Here is a 19,634-nt window from a genome sequence, read left to right on the forward strand (position 1 = left end):
AGCGAGTATTTCCGGGGAGCAGCCATGGTCGATGTTCCTCTCATGAGTCCCATCTGACCTGCTGTCAACCGACTCCGCATCTCGGGGGAACCTCACCGGTCCGTCGCCCCAGGGACCCGGACGCCGAGAGGCGGGGGGGGCGGGCCGTGCCGTCGGCCTCAGGCGGGCTCGGTCGCGTAGCGGCTCATCGCGTCGATGTTGGCCTGTGGCGTCAGCGGCCGGCCGCCTGCGAGTTCTTCCTGGAGGTCCCGGAAGTACTGCACGTACAGGTCGGGGGTGAATGTGCTGAGCATGACGGCGGGGTGGTCGGTCAGGTTGGCGAAGGTGTGCGGGGTACCGGGCGGAACCATCACGAGCGTGCCCGTGGCGGCGTCGTAGTCCTCGTCCCCGACCGTGAACCGCACGGTGCCGGACAGGATGTAGAAGCCCTCGTCGTGTCGGCCATGGCGGTGCTGCGGCGGTCCCTGGGTGTGCGGGGCGAGGACGGACTCGGCGATCGCGAGACGATGCCCGGTGTGGCTGCCGTCCTCCAGAAACCGCATGCGCGTGGTACCCAGAACGATCGTCTCGCCCTCGCCGGGACCCGTCACCGATACCGAGGGGTGGGTCTGCGGCTCGCTGGTCATCGCTTCTTCGGTCATGCCCACAAGTTCACCGCCGGGGCTCCGGGGCTGTCCAAGACCTGTTCCGCAGCGCCGATACCTCGTGGGTATCGTTGCAGCGTGGAGCTACGGGCCTTGCGCTACTTCGTGGCGGTCGCCGAGGAGCTTCACTTCGGCCGGGCCGCCATCCGGCTGCACATGAGCCAGCCGCCACTGAGCCGGGCGATCAAGCAGCTGGAGGCCGATGCCGGGGCCCTGCTCTTCGCCCGCTCCCCTGCCGGCGTCACGCTCACTCCGGTGGGCACGGTGCTCCTCGACGAGGCACGGGCCCTCCTCGACCATGCCGACCGCGTCCGGGAACGGGTGAGCGCGGCGGCACGCGTCGCGACCATCACCATCGGCATCCTGGGCGACGGCACCGACCCGGGAGTGGCCAGGCTGGCCGCCGCCTACCGCCGGCACCACGCCGGCGTCGACATCCGCGTCCGCGAGACCGATCTGACCGACCCGACCTGCGGGCTGCGCGCCGGACTGGTCGATGTCGCGCTGACCCGGGCGCCGTTCGACGAGACTGCCCTGACGGTACGTGCACTGCGCGCGGATCCGGTCGGCGTGGTCCTGCGCGCCGACGATCCGCTGGCCCGCCGCGACGGGCTGCGGCCGGCCGAGCTGAGCGACCGCCGCTGGTTCCAGTTCCCGCAGGGCACCGACCCCGTCTGGCAGTCGTACTGGAACGGCGGCACGCCGCGCGAGGGTCCCGTGGTGCGCGCCGTCCAGGAATGCCTGCAGGCCGTGCTGTGGAACGGCACGGTCGGCCTGGCCCCGCTCGGACACGACCTGCCCGCGGAGCTGGCCGTGGTGCCGCTGATCGGCATGCCGCCGAGCCGAGTGGTGGCGGTGTGGAACGAGGGTGACACCAACCCGTTGATCCGGTCCTTCGTCGAGATCGCGACAGCCGCGTACCGTCACTGAGCCCCGGCAACCCGGCGGAGACGGTCCCGTGTGCCGCGATCCGGCGACTGCACGCGTATCCGGTTCGCTCCTCGGCCCGTCGCGAGGAGCAGCGGCGCTCAAGCGTTCATGAAGTCCCGGACGGGCAGGGCGCGCTCGACGATCCTGATGTCGCCGAGCCAGCCGTGCATCAGCTGGTCGAGCCGTCCTCCGTACTCGTAGGCGCCGAGCAGCCAGGGCAGGCCCAGGGTGGCGAGGCCGATGGTGCGGGTGTCGGGGTTGCGGGCGACCACGCAGCCGTCGATGTACATCGCCGTGTGCTTCCCGTCGTTGACGACCGCCACGTGCCACCACCGCTCACGCTGCAGCTCATGACTCCAGTTGGTGACGGCCCCCGGTCGGTTCAACGGCGCCGCCGCCCACTGGAGCCCGGGGCCGTCCGATACGGAGAGGGTGGCGACGGGCTCTTCCGGGTCGCCCGAGGTCTTGCCGGCTGCCCCGAGCGTGCCGCGGCGGCCGAGTACGGCACCCCAGGCGTTGCGTCCGGCGTCCCAGTCCCCGGGGAGCCGGAGGAAGGCCTCGATGGTGTAACCGGACCTGAACGTCTTGGTGTTGAGCGGAGCGTGGTTCTCCGTGCGCAGGTACGCGCCCCGCAACGGCGGCTTCGAGCCGTCGAAGTAGAGACTGCCGTGGCCCGGCTGGTCGGGATGGTGGGAGGTGGACCAGCGCAGCGTGTCGGGCGCGCTTCCGGGGACCGCTTCGCGCACCAGGTCGTTGCGGTGCCGGGACAGGTCCGGGACGCGCAGGCCCGCATCGGCGGGGGAACCGTCCTGGTGCGAAGGGGAGTCGAAGCGCCAGTAGGCGACGGTGCCCGGTATCAGCATCCGCTCGGCCGGGCGGGGACCGCGCACGGGTACGGGCGCGAAGCCCGAGAAGCGCTTCTCGAAGTCGATGGGGACGGCGAAACAGTCCTGCGGCCCCGTCAGTTCGATCTCACCGCGTTCCAGGTCGTTGAGCCTCTCGCCCGCGCGGCCAAGGATCCACGGGGAGATCGTCTCCACGTCAATGGTGTTCCGGGCCAGGTCGAAGCGGTAGAGACGGATCATGGCGCTGCCGCCGTAGTAGCGGTTCTGGTAGTTGGCGATGTGCAGATGGACGTCATTGCCCGCGGTGTTCTTGACGGTGGTGCGCCCGGCGGGCCAGTAGTGGCCGTTGAGGGTGAGGAAGATCTGGTCGTGCCCGGCTATCAGCTCGTCCCACAGGTGCTTTCCGTGCTCGGAGAACTGGGCCTCGTCGCCGTCCGTGTCCGCGTACACCAGCTCGTGGGTGGTGAGGATGACCGGCGTCTCCGGGTGCCGGGCGATGACGTCCTTCGCCCAGGCGAGACCGGCCGCCGACGGCCGCCAGTCGAGCGCCAGCACCAGCCACTCGCGCCCGGCGGCCCGGAACAGGTGGTAGGTGTTGTACCCGTCCGGGGTCGCCCCGCCGAACGTCGGCAGACGCCGCATCCGCTGCGGTCCGAAGGTGTCCAGGTACGGGGTGCGGCCGCGCTGATCGTCGGTGGAGGACGTGATGTCGTGGTTGCCCGCGACGACGCTGTAGCCGACCCGCCGCCGGTCGAGCAGCCCGAACGCTTCGCCGATCGCCTTGAACTCGCCTGCTTGCCCGCTCTCGGTGAGGTCACCCAGATGGGACAGGAAGACGATGTTCTCGTCGCGCCCGTGATCGAGTACGTAGCGCAACGACGCCTCGACCGGCGCCTTGTGGATGCTCGCCCCGTCGAAGAGGTACTGGGTGTCCGGCATGACGACGAGCGTGAACCTGGGGCTCTCGCGGTCGGGCCGCCAACCTGCCGTGACGGCGTCGGTGTTCTGCTGGGGAAGAGCTGCGACGGGCGTGGCGGACGCGAGCCCCGTGGCCGCGGTGGCAGCGCCGGTGAGCGCGGTCGCCCGCAGGAACGTACGACGGCTCGCGCCGGGCAGGAGCGGTCCGTCGGGCTGGTGAAGGGGGCTGCACATGGATGTCTCCGCGGGGAATGAACGTCGGGGGTGATCGTCTGCAAGCTAGCGCGGAGTGGAGGGAGGAACCGGTCCGTACGGGCGACAGCCGGGCGAAGACTCCATGAACTGCACAGCACCGGCGCGCGGGCCCGCGGTGATGGGACCGTGCGGACGCGCATCGGCAGTCGTTGCGCAGTGGCCGGTTCAGCCGCTTCACGCGTCTCGGAGTGAGTGCCCCGGCCTGCCGAGGCAGCCACCCATGACCGCACTTCCTGACCGCGTGCGCGGTGGACGACCACCGGGTCACCCTCCAGGGAGCACGCTCCCGATCGGCACATGTCCAGGATCGGCAGCCGGTGTTGCGAACGCGGTTGGTGAACGCCGTGAAGCCGATGAGCCGATCCGTCCGCCTCGCCGTGGAGCCGATGAGGCGGTCCGTCCGTCACTGTCACCCGTTACGGTGACTCTTCGTGTTGGCTTTGTGTGTGCAGGGCATGTCTGACTTGACATTCCCGCTCCACCGAACACCTGGAGTCACCATGAGCCGTCCTCGTCTGGCCGTGCTCGGCATCGTCGGCGCCCTGTGCGCCACCCTCCTCTGCACCGGGGCAGCAACCCCGGCCGGCACGGAATCCCCCTCCACCCAGGGTGCTCGCCGCGCACACCATCGTCGTGGGCGCCCCCTCGACCGTGCCCCCCGCACACGGCGAACACGACCAACGTTCCCTGTCAGGGAGGGCAGATCCCCTCCGGAGGGGGCGTGCGCACCACGAGCAACGGGGTGTTCCTGACCGCTACGTGGCCCAGCGGAATCAGCTGGTTCGGCGACGTCTACAACGAGACCAACACCCCGCAGACCTTCACCCCCGTGGCGATCTGCACCTCCCAGCCTCACGCGACCCGGTTCGGCACCTCGGCGAACGTGCCACCGGGGCAGACGGCGATCGTCCGCGCGGCCTGCGACCCGGGACAGGTGGCCTCCGGCGGCGGACCGAACGCCGGCGCCCGCGGTACGGGGTCCGACAGCGGGCAGGCCTACATCAGCCAGTCGTCCGACATCGGCCAGGAGTGGGTCGGCCGGGTCACCAACCACGGCCCCCGCGCCACGATCCTGCAAACCTACGTGCGGTGCGCGAACACACCCCACACCGCCCACGCCAGCGCCCCGACCAGCCTGACACAGGGCGCCACGGGCACCGCCCACGCCGAGTGCGGGCCCGGTGAGGTGCCGACCGGGGGCGGCGGACTCGGCAATCCCGCGGTCGAGTTCAACGAGTCGTTCCCGACGGCCACGGGGTGGACCATGCGCGCCACCAACCGCGGCTCCTCCCCCCTGGACCTGTTCGCCCGGGTGACCTGCACGCAACCCTGATCCGAGCGCGGCCGAACCGGCCTGATCGCTTCGAGGCATGGAGGGAGTCACTACGCCCGGCTGGTTCCCGGGGCGGCCGGCGCCGGTACGGCGAGAGGTGCCCGGCCCGTGCGTCACCGGGCCGGGCGCCTTCAGCGGACGACAGCCCGTGTGCGGAGGGCCGTCCCAGGGACTCCGAACCGGACGCTTCCGCGGTGGCCGGACGGGGTGGGGTCTACTCCTCGTCCAGCGGCTCCGCCTGCCGCCTGGCCCGCCTGCCGACGACGGTCGCGGCGGCCATGGCGCTGCCCACGAAGGCAAGCGCGACCACCCACGGCTGGTCGAGGACATGCCGCGTGGCGTGGTCCACGGAGTAGCGGCCGGGGCCGGTCAGGCCGATGGCCGCGGCCGTGAAGCCGAGGAACGCCGGGTACTCGTAGCCGCCGCCCTGCGCGAAGAAGCCCGCCGGGGCATGGACGGAGACGGCCCCCGCCATCGCTCCGGCCGCGGCCGCGCCGGCCGCCGGAGTCGCGAGGCCGAGGGCCAGCAGGACACCGCCGCCGGTCTCGCCGAGCCCGGCGGCGACGGCACTGTGCTTGGGCGGCTGGAAGCCCATGGCCTCCATCGCCGCGGTGGTGCCCTCGATTCCGCCGCCGCCGAACCATCCGGCGAGCTTCTGGGTGCCGTGCGCGACGAGAACCGCGCCGGTGCCGAGGCGCAGGACGAGCAGGCCGAGATCACGCCGGTTGACGCAGACCATGAGGGACTCCCGGGGGTGGGGCAGTCGGGCGGACGCTACGGATTCCACTGTGGTCGGCCCGCGCCCCGGAGGCACGGTCGGGTTAGACCGGACGGGAACGGACGGCCGTCCGGCAGGGCTCCGCAGGTGCGACGCAGATCATTGTGCAACTTGTTGCACAATCACGTTCGGGTGGTTTACAACGGGACAGCCCTCAAAAGCTGCCCCGTAGACGACACCTGTGCGAGGAGAGACGCCGGATGAGTCCGTACCCCACGCTGCTGAGCCCGCTCGACCTGGGGTTCACCACCCTCCCCAACCGGGTCCTCATGGGATCGATGCACATCGGTCTGGAGGAGGCCGAACGCGGCTTCGAGCGCATGGCCGCCTTCTACGCCGAGCGCGCCCGCGGCGGGGTCGGCCTGATCGTCACCGGGGGCATCGCACCCAGCGAACGTGGGTGCTCCTTCCCCGGCGGCGCCAGAATGACCACCGAGGCGGAGGCCGCGCAGCACGCGGAGATCACCACGGCCGTGCATGCGGCGGGCGGCCGGATCGCGATGCAGATCCTGCACTTCGGCCGCTACGCGCACCACCCGGACCTGGTGGCACCCAGCGCTCTCAAGGCCCCGATCAGCGGCTTCACCCCGCACGCCCTGACCGGCGACGAGGTCGAGGAGACCATCGAGGACTTCGTCCGGGCGGCGGAGCTGGCGCGTCGCGCGGGCTACGACGGGGTCGAGATCATGGGCTCCGAGGGCTATCTGATCAACGAGTTCATCGTCTCCGCGACCAATCACCGCACCGACCGCTGGGGCGGCTCGTACGAGAACCGCATCCGGTTCCCCGTGGAGATCGTGCGCCGGGTCCGTGAGCGGGTCGGCAGCGACTTCATCCTGATCTACCGGCTCTCCATGCTCGACCTGGTGCCCGGCGGCTCCACGCTGGAGGAGGTCGTGCGACTGGCGCGCGAGATCGAGGCGGCGGGTGCCACGATCATCAACACCGGCATCGGCTGGCACGAGGCACGCATCCCCACCATCGCCACCTCCGTGCCGCGCGGCGCCTTCACCTGGGTGACGGAGAAGGTGCGCGGTGCGGTCTCCGTTCCCCTGGTGACCAGCAACCGGATCAACACCCCGGAGGTGGCCGAGGAGATCCTCGCCTCCGGCCGTGCGGACATGGTGTCGATGGCCAGGCCGTTCCTGGCCGACCCGGACTTCGTGGCCAAGGCGGCCGCGGGCCGCGCGGACGCGATCAACACCTGCATCGGCTGCAACCAGGCCTGCCTGGACCACATCTTCAGCCTGCGGATCACCTCGTGCCTGGTCAATCCGCGGGCCTGCCACGAGACGGAACTGGTGCTCTCACCGACCCGGACCCGTAAGCGGATCGCCGTCGTCGGAGCCGGTCCCGCCGGTCTGGCCTGCGCGGTCTCGGCGTCCGAGCGCGGGCACGCGGTGACCCTGTTCGACCTCGCGGACACGATCGGCGGTCAGCTCAATGTGGCCCGCCTGGTGCCCGGCAAGGAGGAGTTCGACGAGACGCTGCGCTACTTCCGTACCCGGCTCGCCGAGCAGGGCGTCGAGCTCCGCCTCGGCACGCGCGCCACGCCCGGGACGCTGGAGGGCTACGACGAGATCGTCCTCGCCACCGGAGTCGAGCCCCGCACCCCCGCGATACCCGGGGCCGGACACCCCAGCGTGGTCAGCTATCTGGACGTGCTGCGCGACGGAGCACCGGTCGGTGAGCGGGTCGCCATCGTCGGGGCGGGCGGCATCGGCTTCGACGTCGCCGAGTTCCTGACGGACGGCGGCGATGCGGCGAGCCGCGATCCGGAGGTGTTCTTCCGCCAGTGGGGCGTGGACACCGGCTACGCGGACCGCGGCGGGCTGCGCGCTCCCGAGCGCCCCAAGGTCTCCCGCACGGTCCATCTGATCCAGCGCAGGACGACCAAGGTCGGAGCGGGGCTCGGAAGGACCACGGGGTGGATCCACCGGACCGAGCTGCGCCACCGCGGCGTCGAGATGATCGCGGGCGCGAGCTACGACCTTGTCGACGACGAGGGCCTGCATCTCACGGTGGACGGCGAGCAGCGCCTGCTCCCCGTCGACACCGTGGTGCTGTGCGCGGGCCAGGAACCGCGCCGCGAGCTGTACGAGGAGCTGCTCGCCGCCGGCCGTCCGGTGCATCTGATCGGCGGCGCCGATGTGGCCGCGGAACTCGATGCCAAGCGCGCGATCCGCCAGGGAACGGAGCTCGCCGCGACGTTGTGAGGCCCCTGCCGCCCGTCCCTAGGATGCACTCCATGTCACTGCCGCACGCGATCCTCACCGCCCTGCTGGAAAAGCCGTCGTCGGGGCTGGAGCTGACCCGCAGGTTCGACCGGTCCATCGGGTACTTCTGGTCGTCCACGCATCAGCAGATCTACCGCGAGCTGGGGAAACTGGAGCAGGCCGGGCGGATCAGGGCCCTGCCCGCGGCGCAGCCGGCACGTGGGCGGAAGAAGGAGTACGAGGTGCTGCCGGCGGGCCGGGAGGAGCTGGCCGCCTGGGTGGCGCTGCCGGAGGATCCTCGTCCGGTCCGTGATCCGCTGCTGCTGCGGATGCGGGCGGCCGCGGTGGTCGGGGCGCCGGGCCTTCAGGCCGAGCTGCGGCGCCATCTGGAGCTTCATCGGCGTCAGCTGGCGGAGTACCGGGAGATCGAGGAGCACGACTTCACGCCCGCTCCGACGGCGGCCGAGGACCGGCTGCGGTACCTGGTGCTGCGCGGCGGCATCGATCTGGAGAGCTTCTGGATCGGCTGGCTGACCCGGGCCCTCGACGATCCGGGCGAGCCGCCCGCTGTCATGGGCCGCCCGTCCTGACGGCGAGCGGGTCGAGCGCCGAGGTGTCGAGCGGCGGCAGGCCGGCCCCGCCCGGACCGGGAGCGTGCGGGGCCGGCCGGGCACGGGCGTGTGCCGCGCGGACGGAGGCCGGGCGGCGCCGCTTCCGCGGGCTGCCGATGACGATCCGCGACGGCGCCGGCCCGCCGTCCACGGCCACGGATGTCCCGTCCTTGCCGACGGCCCCGGGCGCGGGCCGATCCTGGGCCCGGCTGAGCAGGATCACCCCGCGTACCGCGGCCGAGGCGCCCGCCAGTGCCAGTACCACGCTGATCGCTCCGCCCTGGAGGCGTTCGCCGAGGAGGGCCAGGCCGATCGCCGCCGCGGCGACCGGGTTGGCCAGCGTGACCACGGCGAGCGGGGCGCCGAGACCGCCGCGGTAGGCGGTCTGGGACAGCAGCAGGCCGCCCATCGCGAAGGCGGAGACGAGCAGCGCGACGGTCAGCAGCCGCCAGCTGAAGAGCGGCCCCGTGGTGTGGTCGGTGACGGCGACCGTGAGTGTCTGGGTGAGCGCCGAGGCGACGCCGGAGGTGATGCCGGACGCCGCCGCGTGCCGCAGTCCCGGGCGGGTGCCGGGCCGGCTGAGACCGGCGACGACCGCCATGGTGACCGCGCCGACGCCGAGTGCTTCGGGGAGGCTGAGGGTCTCGTGCGGGGCGGCGCCGCCGCCCGCGGTCATCAGCAGCGCGCCGAGACCGATCAGGGTGAGGATCGTGCCGCGCCATTCCGTCCGGCTCACCCGGCGCCCGGCGGCGCGCGCGCCGAGCGGGACGGCGGCGACGAGGGTGAGTGCCCCCAGCGGCTGGACGAGGGTGAGCGGGCCGTACTTCAGCGCGGCGACATGGAGCAGCGCGCCTGCGGCGTTCAGGCCGACGGCCGACCACCACGCTCCGCGGCCCAGCATGCGCAGGACTCCGGCGGAGGGCTCGGTGCGTCCGGCGAGCCGGGACTGGGCCACGGCCGCGGCCGCGTAGGCGGCAGCGGACACGAGGGACAGGGCGACCGCGACGAGCGTGGCGTTCACCGCCGGGCTCCGGACCGGGCGAGCGTGCGCGGCCCGGCCGCACCGGCGACGGGCGCGGTAGGGGTACGGAATTCGGCGGCCGCCGGTACGCGGGCGGTGGCGAACGCGCTCCCGGCGGCGGCGGGCGCCCCGGGTGACTGCCGGGGCAGGGGGCTCCGGGCCGGCGCGCTGCGCGGGAGCCGGAGCACGGCGAGGGTCACGGCGAGCAGCGCCGAGACGGCGATCGCGTCGAGCCAGTAGTGGTTGGCGGTGCCCACGATCACGAGCAGCGTGACCAGCGGGTGCAGCAGCCACAGCCAGCGCCACCGGGAGCGGGTGGCGACGATCAGCCCGACGGCGACCATCACCGCCCAGCCGAAGTGCAGGGAGGGCATCGCGGCGAACTGGTTCGCCATCGAGTCGGTGGACGGCGTGTTCCCGTACACCGTCGGGCCGTACACCTGGCCGGTGTCGACGAGCGCCGCCGCGTCCAGCATCCGGGGCGGGGCGAGCGGGAACAGCAGGTGCAGCGCGAGGGCGGCACCGGTGAGCACGGCGAGGACGCGGCGCGACCAGACGTAGTGACGGGGCCGGCGCCAGTAGAGCCAGACCAGGAACAGCACCGTGGCCGGGAAGTGCACGGTCGCGTAGTACGTGTTCGCCGCGTGGATCAGCGTCTCGCTGTGCAGCAGGACACCCTGTACGGCGCCCTCGTCCGGCAGGCGGACGGCGCGTTCGAGGTCCCATACGTGTGCGGCGTTGCGGAAGGCTTCCTCGACATGCCCGTTGGCGGCCTGCCGGCCGAACTTGTAGACGAGGAAGAGTCCCGCGACCAGGAGGAACTCACGTACGAGGGGCGGTCGGGCAGAACTGTCCGGCTCCCGGTCCGCAGGCTCGCTGCGGGCGTGTATCACCCGTTGCCCCTTTGCTGACGAAGCGCTGTTACGGCGGCATGGCCCAGTCCATGCCGTATCGATACGCCAGTGTACCGATACGCGAACGTATCGGTACACGCGCGTATCGGTACACTGGCGTATCGAGGGACCTCACCGCAGAGCCGCAGGAGGGAAGCACATGCCGTCGCACGATTCCGTACAGGAGTCAGCACCCGTGTCGCGCCGATCGAAGATCACACCGGAGCGGGAGCAGGAGCTCTACGCGGCCGTGCTGGACCTGTTGCGCGAGAGCGGCTACGAATCCCTCACCATGGAGGGAGTGGCCTCGCGGACCCGCTGCGGGAAGTCGACGCTCTACCGGCAGTGGGGCTCCAAGCCCGAGCTGGTCGTCGCCGCGCTGCACGGCACCCGGCGCATGTCGCTCTCGCACATCGACACCGGCACCCTGGCCGGGGACCTGCATCGGGCGGCCCGGTCCATCGGCGAGGGCTCCGGCCGTGACACCCCGCTGATGCACGCGCTCAGCCACGCGGCGCTCCAGAACCCCGAGCTGCTGTGCGCGTTGCGGGAGGCGCTGATCCTGCCGGAGATCGCGGCGATCGACGCGATGGTGCGACGCGGCGTGGAGCGGGGCGAGATCGCGGCGGACAACCCCGCGGCGGCATACGTCGCCGCGCAGCTGCTCGGCGTGATGCGTGCGCGGCCGCTGCTGGAGGGGCGGTACGCGGACGAGGCGTATCTCACGCGGTTCGTGGCGAACGCGATCCTTCCCGGACTCGGACTGCGGGCACCCCTGCCGGAGTCCTGAAACAGACGTGGACCGTCCGCCCCGGCGGAGACGACGGTCCACCCGCGCCGCACCGTGGGGACGGGGGCGGCGCACCACCCCGGCCGGCCGGTGAATCCTTCGGGAGTCACCGGCCGGCCGTGTTTCCCCGCACTCCGGGCCTCGGCCACCGCCGCCGTCCCGTTCCTCCCCCGCGGACCCTAGGTCACCAAACAAATGCTTGGTAGCTTATCGTCGACAGCGACGGAGGGCGGACCATGGACATCGGCGATCCGATCGACTTCTCCGGACGGGCGGTGATCGTCACCGGCGGCACGAAGGGCATCGGCGCGGAGATCGCCACAGCCTTCCTCGCGGCGGGCGCGGATGTCATGGTGTGCGGCCGCGGCGAACCGGTCCGGCCGCCCTCGGCGGACGGGCGCCACGCCCTCTTCCGGGCCGCCGACGTCCGGGATCCGGCGGCGGCCGCCTCGCTGGTGGCGGCGGCCGCGGACCGGTTCGGGAGGCTCGATGTGCTCATCAACAACGCGGGCGGCTCCCCCGACGCCGACGCGGCGACCGTCTCCCCGCGTTTCGTCGAGAAGGTCGTCGCACTCAATCTGCTCGCCCCCTTCTACCTGTCACAGGCCGCGAACCTGGTCATGCGGGAGCAGCCGGAGGGCGGCAGCGTGATCAATATCGGCAGCGTCTCCGCGCACCAGCCGCAGCCCGGGACCGCCGCCTACACGGCGGCGAAGGCGGGGCTGCTGGCACTGACGCGGGCACTGGCCCTGGAGTGGGCCCCGAAGGTGCGGGTCAACCACATCACCGTGGGCCCCGTCCGCACCCCGAGCGCCGGGGGCGACAGGGAAGGCGGTGGGGCGGCGGAGGATGTCATCCCGATGCGGCGGAAGGCGTCGGCGGACGATGTGGCCCGAGCCTGCCTCTTCCTGGCCGGCCGGCTGGCTCCGTACGTCAACGGCGCCGATCTGGCGGTGCACGGCGGCGGCGAGGTACCGGCCCGCTACCTGGCCGGAAATCCCTTCTCGTCCCCTTGACGATATTCGGCGCCATCCTTTATCGTCGCGCTGACGAAATAAAGGGGGCCCTCATGGCCGACATCACCCGGCGCTTCGGCTGGCGCCATCTGCGTTCCGCGCCCACGGCCCACATCCGCCACCACAAGCGCGGCAAGCTCGCCCACGACGGCCCCGGAGTCAGCTTCTGGTACCGGTCGCTGACCGCCGCGCTCTCCGAGGTGCCGGTCAACGACCGCGAGCTGGCCATGGCGTTCCACGCCCGTACGGCCGACTTCCAGGACGTCACCGTGCAGGCCACCGTGACGTACCGGATCAGCGATCCGGCTCAGGCGGCGGCCCGGCTCGACTTCTCCGTGGACCCGGACACCGGCGACTGGCGCGGCGCACCGCTGGAGCAGATCGCCACCCTGCTCACCGAGACCGCGCAGCAGCACACGCTGGACGTCCTGGCCCGCACACCGCTCGCCGCCGCGCTGGTGGACGGGGTCGCCTCCGTACGCGACCGGGTCGCCGCAGGTCTCGCCGCCGAACCGCGGCTGCCCGCCACCGGCATCGACGTGGTGGCCGTCCGCGTCGTGGCGATCCGCCCCGAGGCCGAGGTCGAACGGGCCCTGCGCACCCCGGCCCGCGAGCAGATCCAGCAGGAGGCCGACCGGGCGACGTACGAACGCCGGGCCGTCGCGGTCGAGCGCGAACGCACCATCGCCGAGAACAAACTGGCCAGCAAGATCGAACTGGCCCGCCGCGAAGAGCAGCTGGTGGAACAGAACGGCACCAACGCGCGGCGCCAGGCGGAGGAGAAGGCGGCGGCCGACGCGGTACGCACCGAGGCCGAGGCGGCCCGCACCGTGCGGCTGGCCCGTGCGGAGGCGGCGGCGGCCCGGGACACCGGAGCGGCGCGTGCCGAGGCACAGGCGGCCTGGCTGCGGGTGCACGCGGAGGTGGATCCCTCGACGCTGCACGCCCTGGCGGCGACACGGCTGGCCGAGAACCTGCCCCGCATCGACAGCCTGACGCTCTCCCCCGACGTTCTCACCGGGCTGCTCTCCAAGCTCGGCCGCCCGGCCCCGGAACCGCGGGCATGAGCCTCGCCCCGCGTGCGGTGCTCGTGCACCGGACCACCGAGTACGAGGAACTCCTCGCCCGGCACGGGACGCACGGACAGGCCGCGTTCTTCCTGTCCAGCCGGGGCCGGTCGATCGACGAGGTGGCCCGGCGCCACGAGCGTACGCAGCGGGCCCTGGCCGACGTGGCGGCCGCCGTTCCGCTCCAGTGGCGGGGCTCACGGGTGGAGCGCGCGGATCTGGACCGCTTCCTCTTCGCCCCAGAGGACGTGGTGATCGTGGTCGGCCAGGACGGGCTGGTGGCCAACGCCGCGAAGTACCTCGCGGGCCAGCCGGTGGTGGGGATCGACAGCGACCCCGGGCGCAATCCCGGCGTTCTCGTCCGCCACCGCCCCGCCGACGCCGCCGCCCTGCTCCGGGCGGCCGTCACGCCCCGGGGCCGGGCGGAGGAGCTCACCATGGTGGAGGCGGTCGCCGACGACACCCAACGGCTGCTCGCGCTGAACGAGATCTACCTCGGCCCGCCCGGCCACCAGACCGCGCGCTACCGTCTGGGCCCCGACGACGGGGCGACCGCCGCCGAGGCCCAGGCCTCGTCGGGCGTCCTGGTCGGCACCGGAACAGGAGCCACCGGCTGGCTCCGCTCGCTGTGGCTGGAGCGGGGCGGCACGCCGGTGCTTCCCGCCCCGTCCGATCCGCGGCTGCTGTGGTTCGTACGCGAGGCCTGGCCCTCGCCCGTGACCGGCACCTCCCTGGTCGCGGGCGAACTGATCCCCGGACAGGGGCTCCGGCTCACGGTCGAGTCGGACCGGATCGTGGTCTTCGGCGACGGCATGGAATCCGACGCCCTGGAGCTGACCTGGGGGCAGACCGTACGGCTCGGCATCGCCGCCACCTCGCTGCGGCTCGTCGTCTGAGCGCGTCGGCCGACCACTCCCCTACACACTTTAACCATTTGCCTAGAGGTCATAGGCGTCAATAGCGTCTTCCTCATGAGAGCCGTCAGTGAGCGGGAAATCCGCGCGTCCTTCGTCAACTGCTCCAAGGGTGAGGCCCAGCGCCTGCCCCTTCCCCGCGATCTGGACGAACGCCGCTGGGACGATCTGGACTTCCTGGGCTGGCGCGACCTCTCCGCACCGGACCGCAGCTACATCGTCACCGAACTGCGGGGATCGCTCATCGGCATCACCCTGCGCTTCCCCTCCCACCAGCGCGGTTTCCTCCACCGCAGCATGTGTGCGGTCTGTCTGACCACCCACCCGGGCAACGGCGTCTCCCTGATGACCGCCCGCAAGCGGGGCCAGGCGGGCCGGGACGGGAATTCGGTCGGGATCTACATCTGCACCGACCTGGACTGCTCGCTGTACGTGCGGGGCAAGAAGGTGCCCGCCCCCGGGGCGCGCTTCGAGGAGTCCCTGACCGTGGAACAGCAGGTGGAGCGCACCCGGAACAAGCTGTTCGCCTTCCTGGACACGCTCGCGGGCTGAACCGCCCGCCCCGTAACCCGATCGGACGCCTACGGATGCGCCATAAAGAGGCTAGCTGTATGAATAAATCACCATTCGCGTGATTGGAGCAGGCACCCATGGATGACTACCCGCTGCTGAACCTCTTCCTGACGATGCTGTTCCTGTTCCTCTGGGTGCTGTGGTTCTTCCTGCTGTTCAAGGTGGTGTCGGACCTCTTCAGGGACCACACGCTGAACGGCTGGGCGAAGGCGGGCTGGCTGGTCCTCGTGATCCTGCTGCCCTACATCGGCGTTCTCGTCTACCTCATCGTCCGGGGCCGCAGCATGAGCGAACGGGATGCCAAGCAGGTCAAGGAGTCGGAGGCGGCGTTCCGCCAGTACGTGAGACAGGCGGCGGGCACGGAGGGCGGGGCCGGCGGCGCCGGCCATGTGAACGACCTCGCCAGACTCGCCGAACTGAAGGACAAGGGCCACATCAGCCAGGAGGAGTACGAGAAGGCCAAGGCCAAGCTTCTCGCCTGACGCGCGAGGCCCCCGCGGATACGCGGCACCCCCTGCGGACATCCCTGAGGCCGTACCGGAGATCTCCCCGGTACGGCCTCGGGTCATGGTCGGGAGATCCCGCAGAGGTGTTCGCCGATCCGCACGAACGCCTGGACCAGCGGGGCGGCCGGCACGGCGGAGGAGGAGGCCGGGGCCTGCGGGCGGGTACTGGCGCACTCCGTCCTGGGCGACATGGGCGGCCCCCTGCGCGCGGGCGACATCCTCAAGCACGCCACCGAGTACCAGCTGGACACATATCTGCGGCCGCTGATCCGCGGCGAGCGCGCCTGCTGCTTCTCCCTGACCGAGACCGACGCGGGCTCCGACGTCCGCTCCATGCGCACCGTCGCCGTTCCCGACGGCGCGGGATACCGGCTGACCGGGCACAAGGTCTTCTCCTCCGCCGGCCCGTTCGCCGACTTCGCGATCGTGGTCGCCCGCATGGCCGGGACCGGTGAGCAGGAGGGCGAGAAGCCGCTGTTCTCCGCCTTCCTGGTGGACCTCGACAGTCCCGGCTGCCGGGTCGAGGACGGGGCGACACCGATGTCCGGCGAACACATCGAGAGCGACATCGTCCTGGACGACTGCCACGTCCCCGCGGCCAACCTGCTCGGCGAGGAGGGCATGGGCATGCGCATCGCCCTCGGCCGGGTGACCACGAACCGTCTGCTCCACTGCCCCACCGTGCTCGGCGCCACCCGCCGCGCCATCGCTCTCACACTGGAGCGGACCCGGACGCGCAAGGTCGCCGGAGGACAGCCGCTGCTCATGATGCAGGCCATCCAGCACAAGGTCGCCGACATGGCCACCGAGTTCTACGCCGCGCGCTCCATGACGTACGCCGCGCTCGCCGCGCTCGACGAGGGCCGCGAGGCGCACGCCGAAGCGTTCATGTGCAAGCTGTTCGTCGCCGAGTCCGCCTTCCGCATCCTCGACGAGGCCGTGCAGATCCACGGCAAGGAGGGGCTCACTCGGGGAACCGAGATCGAGTTCCTGTTCCGCAAGATCCGCATGTTCCGCATCCTCACCGGGACGTCCGAGATCCAGCGCAACGGCATCGCCAAACTCCTCGCGTTCAATCACTGACCCGCCGGCGGCACCGGAAGGCCCCTCATACGACCACCGCGGCCCCGCCGCCCGCTTCCCCGTCGCCTTCGGCGCGGGGCTCACCACCCGGTGCGCGCGGCCGGCCGTCCTCCGCACACCCGGTCCGGGGGGGCACGCGGTACGTGACACAGGGCACGGCACACGCGGTGGACCGCCTCGGCTCAGCGCCGGCCACCCCCTCCGCCCGTGCCGGAACCGCTGGTCGTGGAACTGACGCAGCCGGTGCAGGGGCCGGTGCCCTGCCGCAGATACCGGTGCTGGTTCGCCAGGTCGATCGCGGGCGTCAGCGACATGTCCTCGGTGGGGATGCCGATGCCGAACCGGCCGTAGAAGACGAGCAGGCCGGCGTCGGCGCGTTCGACCGCCGCCCGGGTGCGGTCGTAGGCCACCGCCGTCAGGCGGCGGACGTCGATGCTCACGAGGCGGCCGCCGTCGGGCGGGGGCCGGCCGATTCCCTCGCCGTACTGGTGGAAGATCTTCTTCACCGGGCCGTCCTCCACCAGTCCGCCGAGGTACTCCTTGAGGAGCTGTACGGCCTGGTTGTCGCCCAGGTCGAGGGCGTCGAAGGAGCGGGTGATCGCGAGGGAGGCCAGCTCGGCGAACCGGTCGGTCCTCTCCTCCCGCTCCGCGGTGCGCTGTTGGCTCTCGTCGAGCTGATCGAGCCGGCCGTCGAGGTCGTCGGCCTCCGGACTCTGGGCGGGTGGTGGTTCCGGGTCGTCGAGAGCGAGAGCGCCGGCCTGGAAACGGCCGACCTGCCGGGCTATGTCCAGCGCCGTCCGGTTCACGGGCTCTCCGGGGGGCGAAGGAGCGGCCCGGTGCACGGCGAGAATCACGGCCCTCAGACGGGCGGCGGCCCGGGGATGCGCCACGACCTGCTGGTGGATCTCCTCGTACGCGGCCGCGGCGCCCTCGGCGTACTGCCCGCGCTGAACCTCCAGCGCGTATCTCTCGGCCACCGGCCGCTTCCACGCGCCCTCGGACACCGGAACCAGGGAGACGGGGAACAGCAGCGCGACCATGATGCCGACGCTGACCCCCGAGAGGGACCGCCGTGCGAAGTTGACGGTGATCCCCAGCGGCAGCCGGGACTCGCCGAAGCGCGCCGGGCGCAGCCGCTGTCGGACCCGCGCCACACGGTCCGGCCAGCGCAGTACGGCGTAACTGCCGGAAGCCAGCACCGTGTAGGCCGCCAGCCAGTACAGCCAGTCCACCTCGGTGAGTTCTTGGATCCTTTCCACCACGCCGCGCACCACGGTGACTTGGGACGGGGTGAAGGACAGCACGTTGGCCAGCCACACCATGAGCACGGTCAGCACCAGGCCGAGTTCCACGGACAGGGCGATGTCGGCCACCGCCTGCACCGTCGGCCGCGTCGACTCCTTCAGCTTTCGCCAGCCGCGCCAGGAGAGCCCGACGGCGAGCGGGAAGAAGAACCCGGCGGCCGGCGTGAGCGTCAGTACGTCGCCGGAGACGAGCTGCTCGACGGCGAGGACGACCAGGAACACACCGGGCAGATCCGGAAGGTGGCGCACGACCAGGCGTTCGGACGCACCGCACCGCCTCACCAGGAGCAGCAGCGTCCAGCCGCCGAAGAAGAGCAGCGCGACCAGGGGGACCAGACGAGCGGGGACGGTGCGGAACAGGAAGAGGAGCAGTACCACCGGCGGGACGACCGAGAGAAGGGCGAGGGCGGCCGCCGCGACGTACCGGCGGTGCCGGATCCAGCGGATCAGGGGTTCGACGAGCAGCAGGCCCGCGACCTTCGGCACGATCATGACGGCTGCCGCGAGAAGCAGGCCGAAGACCGCACCGAAGAATCCGCCGAGGACCACCCTGACGGCGGCGAGGAGTGCGGACCCCAGCCCGTCGATCTCCTGCCGGGTGCCCAGGCGCCAGGCCGCCCACGCGCCCACCCCGAAGGTGACGTACAGGCCCAGGAGTTCCGGCACGTCCGGGGATGCCTCGTCGTCCGGGGAACCCTCGCCTTCCGGGGGTTCCTCGTCATCACGGGCGGCCGACGCGGGTCGGGTGGGGGTCGGTGCGTCCGGGGCCGGTCCGTCCGGGCTCGGCGCGTCCGGAGCCGGTTCGTCCGGAGCCGGCGCGTCCGGGCTCGGCGCGTCCGGAGCGCGTGCGGCCCGGGGCCTGCTTTCGCGCAGCTGACGGGCGAGGTCGAGGAAGATCTCCAGATTGGGTATCCGGTACGCGGGCCATACGAAACGGGTCGGGAAGTCGCTGCCCCGCGAGGCGACCAGGAGGCAGCCCTCAGCTGTCAGCGAGAGCGCGTCGACGTCCTCCCAGGCAGTGAAGTCGTCCTGGCCCCGCCTGCGCCGCACGGTCAGCCCGTCCTGGCTCAGCACCAGGTCTCCGAAGGAGACTTCACCGCCGCCCAGAACCGTCACGGCGGCCGGGGCCAGCTGCGCGTCCCGGACACCCTGCCGGATCGCCGGCCCCCACTCCTCCTCCTGCGGGAGCTGGGCACCCCTGATCACCGTACGGGTGCGCAGGCCCCGGATCCTCTCCCCGCCGAGTACGGGGCCGCGGTCCGCCGCCCCGAGCGTGACGACCGTGCCCTCGGGGTTGGACAGCTTGTAGCGATGCGAGCCGTTCGTGAAGACAGTGGCCGACTGCCAGGGATAGACCGCTTCCGCGGCGTCGGCCGCGATCGCGACGAGGCCCTTCTCGTAGAGGCGGAACTCCACTCCCGTGTGCCGCCGGTACCACAGCGTCCGGACGGCGAACGGCCCCAGCAGCGCCAGCCCGCCGAGCGCTTCGGCGACAACGGCTGCAACGGAAACCGCCCAGCCGAGGAACACCCCGAGGAGGATCGTCAGGAGGTAGGTCAGGGCCGAGAAGGGGGCCAGCTTCAGCAGGAGCAGCGCGTACGCGGAGGGCCTTCTGCGCCGCGGGCGGTAGGTACGGCGATGACGCCCCAGCCCGGGGCGCTCCGCCCCGCCCTCCGCCCCGTCCTCCGCTCCACCTCCCGCGCTGCCTTCCGCACCGTCCTCCGCGCCGCCCTCTGCCCCCGTCAGCTCACTCATCCCGGGAAGTTTCCCGCACAACACCTCTTAAGTGAAAGCAAGTTGGTGTCTGGGGCACGGCAGCACTCCCATGAGGCGCGGCCCCGGCCGGACGAACCTGCGGAAAACGGATACCGCGGACCGAGGGCATCACCCGTGCGGTTGCCCGTCACCGGGCCGTCCGGCTGTTACCGTCCTCGCCC

General features: G+C 71.8%; 18 protein-coding genes. 11 read left to right on the forward strand and 7 right to left on the reverse strand.

Annotated elements, in window-relative coordinates; genetic code table 11:
• Positions 1-158: 158 nt before the first annotated feature.
• Positions 159-641 carry a cupin domain-containing protein gene (locus tag ACIGJO_RS16145; RefSeq protein WP_399958190.1) on the reverse strand — a complete coding sequence of 161 codons (483 nt, stop codon included), beginning with the start codon at positions 639-641 and terminating at the stop codon, positions 159-161.
• Positions 642-722: 81 nt separating this feature from the next.
• On the opposite strand from ACIGJO_RS16145, the gene ACIGJO_RS16150 reads away from it, so the two are divergent.
• Entirely contained in the window at positions 723-1,574 is an 852-nt protein-coding gene (locus ACIGJO_RS16150; RefSeq protein ID WP_399958193.1) for a LysR family transcriptional regulator, read from the forward strand.
• 98 nt (positions 1,575-1,672) lie between these two features.
• On the opposite strand, the gene ACIGJO_RS16155 is transcribed toward ACIGJO_RS16150, so the two are convergent.
• Positions 1,673-3,571 carry a LamG-like jellyroll fold domain-containing protein gene (locus ACIGJO_RS16155; RefSeq protein WP_399958196.1) on the reverse strand — a complete coding sequence of 633 codons (1,899 nt, stop codon included), beginning with the start codon at positions 3,569-3,571 and terminating at the stop codon, positions 1,673-1,675.
• Positions 3,572-4,313: 742 nt separating this feature from the next.
• On the opposite strand from ACIGJO_RS16155, the gene ACIGJO_RS16160 reads away from it, so the two are divergent.
• Entirely contained in the window at positions 4,314-4,925 is a 612-nt protein-coding gene (locus ACIGJO_RS16160) for a hypothetical protein (RefSeq protein ID WP_399958199.1), read from the forward strand.
• A gap of 214 nt (positions 4,926-5,139) precedes the next feature.
• On the opposite strand, the gene ACIGJO_RS16165 is transcribed toward ACIGJO_RS16160, so the two are convergent.
• A complete protein-coding gene (locus tag ACIGJO_RS16165; protein WP_399958202.1) occupies positions 5,140-5,664 on the reverse strand; it encodes a DoxX family protein in 525 nt (174 codons plus the stop codon).
• A 239-nt stretch (positions 5,665-5,903) separates the two neighbouring features.
• Between ACIGJO_RS16165 and ACIGJO_RS16170 the strand changes: the two genes are divergently transcribed.
• Both ACIGJO_RS16170 and ACIGJO_RS16175 read left to right on the forward strand, forming a co-directional pair.
• A complete protein-coding gene (locus ACIGJO_RS16170) occupies positions 5,904-7,919 on the forward strand; it encodes an FAD-dependent oxidoreductase (RefSeq protein ID WP_399958204.1) in 2,016 nt (671 codons plus the stop codon).
• Between the two features lie 32 nt (positions 7,920-7,951).
• The gene (locus ACIGJO_RS16175) at positions 7,952-8,509 is read left to right on the forward strand and encodes a PadR family transcriptional regulator (RefSeq protein ID WP_399958207.1); all 558 of its coding nucleotides are present in this window, start codon (positions 7,952-7,954) and stop codon (positions 8,507-8,509) included.
• On the opposite strand, the gene ACIGJO_RS16180 is transcribed toward ACIGJO_RS16175, so the two are convergent.
• A complete protein-coding gene (locus tag ACIGJO_RS16180; RefSeq protein ID WP_399958210.1) occupies positions 8,490-9,551 on the reverse strand; it encodes a DMT family transporter in 1,062 nt (353 codons plus the stop codon). The two genes, ACIGJO_RS16175 and ACIGJO_RS16180, sit on opposite strands and share 20 nt — an antisense overlap.
• Entirely contained in the window at positions 9,548-10,444 is an 897-nt protein-coding gene (locus ACIGJO_RS16185) for a phosphatase PAP2 family protein (RefSeq protein WP_399958213.1), read from the reverse strand. Before ACIGJO_RS16185 ends, ACIGJO_RS16180 begins: the two co-directional genes overlap by 4 nt.
• A 160-nt stretch (positions 10,445-10,604) precedes the next feature.
• Between ACIGJO_RS16185 and ACIGJO_RS16190 the strand changes: the two genes are divergently transcribed.
• The 6 genes from ACIGJO_RS16190 (at position 10,605) to ACIGJO_RS16215 (ending at position 15,286) form a co-directional block, all read left to right on the forward strand.
• Complete coding sequence (locus ACIGJO_RS16190) at positions 10,605-11,234, forward strand: TetR/AcrR family transcriptional regulator (RefSeq protein WP_399958216.1); 630 nt, start codon at positions 10,605-10,607, stop codon at positions 11,232-11,234.
• A gap of 236 nt (positions 11,235-11,470) precedes the next feature.
• Entirely contained in the window at positions 11,471-12,250 is a 780-nt protein-coding gene (locus ACIGJO_RS16195) for an SDR family oxidoreductase (protein ID WP_399958219.1), read from the forward strand.
• A 53-nt stretch (positions 12,251-12,303) separates the two neighbouring features.
• Positions 12,304-13,317: an SPFH domain-containing protein gene (locus ACIGJO_RS16200; RefSeq protein ID WP_399958221.1), complete on the forward strand. Its 1,014-nt coding sequence runs from the start codon at positions 12,304-12,306 to the stop codon at positions 13,315-13,317.
• Positions 13,314-14,213, forward strand: a complete 900-nt coding sequence (locus ACIGJO_RS16205) for a hypothetical protein (RefSeq protein ID WP_399958223.1) — start codon at positions 13,314-13,316, stop codon at positions 14,211-14,213. The genes ACIGJO_RS16200 and ACIGJO_RS16205 overlap by 4 nt, the downstream gene beginning before the upstream one ends.
• A gap of 75 nt (positions 14,214-14,288) precedes the next feature.
• A complete protein-coding gene (locus tag ACIGJO_RS16210) occupies positions 14,289-14,783 on the forward strand; it encodes an FBP domain-containing protein (protein ID WP_399958225.1) in 495 nt (164 codons plus the stop codon).
• 98 nt (positions 14,784-14,881) lie between these two features.
• Positions 14,882-15,286 carry an SHOCT domain-containing protein gene (locus tag ACIGJO_RS16215; RefSeq protein WP_399958229.1) on the forward strand — a complete coding sequence of 135 codons (405 nt, stop codon included), beginning with the start codon at positions 14,882-14,884 and terminating at the stop codon, positions 15,284-15,286.
• A gap of 83 nt (positions 15,287-15,369) precedes the next feature.
• Here ACIGJO_RS16215 and ACIGJO_RS16220 read toward each other — a convergent pair whose 3' ends face one another.
• Positions 15,370-15,501: a hypothetical protein gene (locus ACIGJO_RS16220; protein ID WP_399958232.1), complete on the reverse strand. Its 132-nt coding sequence runs from the start codon at positions 15,499-15,501 to the stop codon at positions 15,370-15,372.
• Here ACIGJO_RS16220 and ACIGJO_RS16225 point away from each other — a divergent pair.
• Positions 15,500-16,393, forward strand: a complete 894-nt coding sequence (locus tag ACIGJO_RS16225; RefSeq protein WP_399958235.1) for an acyl-CoA dehydrogenase — start codon at positions 15,500-15,502, stop codon at positions 16,391-16,393. The genes ACIGJO_RS16220 and ACIGJO_RS16225 overlap by 2 nt on opposite strands.
• 182 nt (positions 16,394-16,575) lie before the next feature.
• Here ACIGJO_RS16225 and ACIGJO_RS16230 read toward each other — a convergent pair whose 3' ends face one another.
• Positions 16,576-19,452 (reverse strand): hypothetical protein, encoded by a 2,877-nt coding sequence (locus tag ACIGJO_RS16230; RefSeq protein WP_399958238.1) that lies wholly within the window; start codon positions 19,450-19,452, stop codon positions 16,576-16,578.
• Between the last annotated feature and the right edge of the window lie 182 nt (positions 19,453-19,634).

Origin of the sequence: Streptomyces sp. NPDC079020, assembly GCF_044542225.1 — a bacterium.
Classification (GTDB): Bacteria; Actinomycetota; Actinomycetes; order Streptomycetales; family Streptomycetaceae; genus Streptomyces.

Coding starts and splice junctions, on each gene's coding strand:
- ACIGJO_RS16145 (WP_399958190.1), bottom strand. CDS start 641: ATGACCGAAGAAGCGATGACCAGCGAGCCGCAGACCCACCCCTCGGTA.
- ACIGJO_RS16155 (WP_399958196.1), bottom strand. CDS start 3,571: ATGTGCAGCCCCCTTCACCAGCCCGACGGACCGCTCCTGCCCGGCGCG.
- ACIGJO_RS16165 (WP_399958202.1), bottom strand. CDS start 5,664: ATGGTCTGCGTCAACCGGCGTGATCTCGGCCTGCTCGTCCTGCGCCTC.
- ACIGJO_RS16170 (WP_399958204.1), top strand. CDS start 5,904: ATGAGTCCGTACCCCACGCTGCTGAGCCCGCTCGACCTGGGGTTCACC.
- ACIGJO_RS16175 (WP_399958207.1), top strand. CDS start 7,952: ATGTCACTGCCGCACGCGATCCTCACCGCCCTGCTGGAAAAGCCGTCG.
- ACIGJO_RS16190 (WP_399958216.1), top strand. CDS start 10,605: ATGCCGTCGCACGATTCCGTACAGGAGTCAGCACCCGTGTCGCGCCGA.
- ACIGJO_RS16195 (WP_399958219.1), top strand. CDS start 11,471: ATGGACATCGGCGATCCGATCGACTTCTCCGGACGGGCGGTGATCGTC.
- ACIGJO_RS16200 (WP_399958221.1), top strand. CDS start 12,304: ATGGCCGACATCACCCGGCGCTTCGGCTGGCGCCATCTGCGTTCCGCG.
- ACIGJO_RS16205 (WP_399958223.1), top strand. CDS start 13,314: ATGAGCCTCGCCCCGCGTGCGGTGCTCGTGCACCGGACCACCGAGTAC.
- ACIGJO_RS16210 (WP_399958225.1), top strand. CDS start 14,289: ATGAGAGCCGTCAGTGAGCGGGAAATCCGCGCGTCCTTCGTCAACTGC.
- ACIGJO_RS16215 (WP_399958229.1), top strand. CDS start 14,882: ATGGATGACTACCCGCTGCTGAACCTCTTCCTGACGATGCTGTTCCTG.
- ACIGJO_RS16225 (WP_399958235.1), top strand. CDS start 15,500: ATGGGCGGCCCCCTGCGCGCGGGCGACATCCTCAAGCACGCCACCGAG.
- ACIGJO_RS16220 (WP_399958232.1), bottom strand. CDS start 15,501: ATGTCGCCCAGGACGGAGTGCGCCAGTACCCGCCCGCAGGCCCCGGCC.
- ACIGJO_RS16230 (WP_399958238.1), bottom strand. CDS start 19,452: ATGAGTGAGCTGACGGGGGCAGAGGGCGGCGCGGAGGACGGTGCGGAA.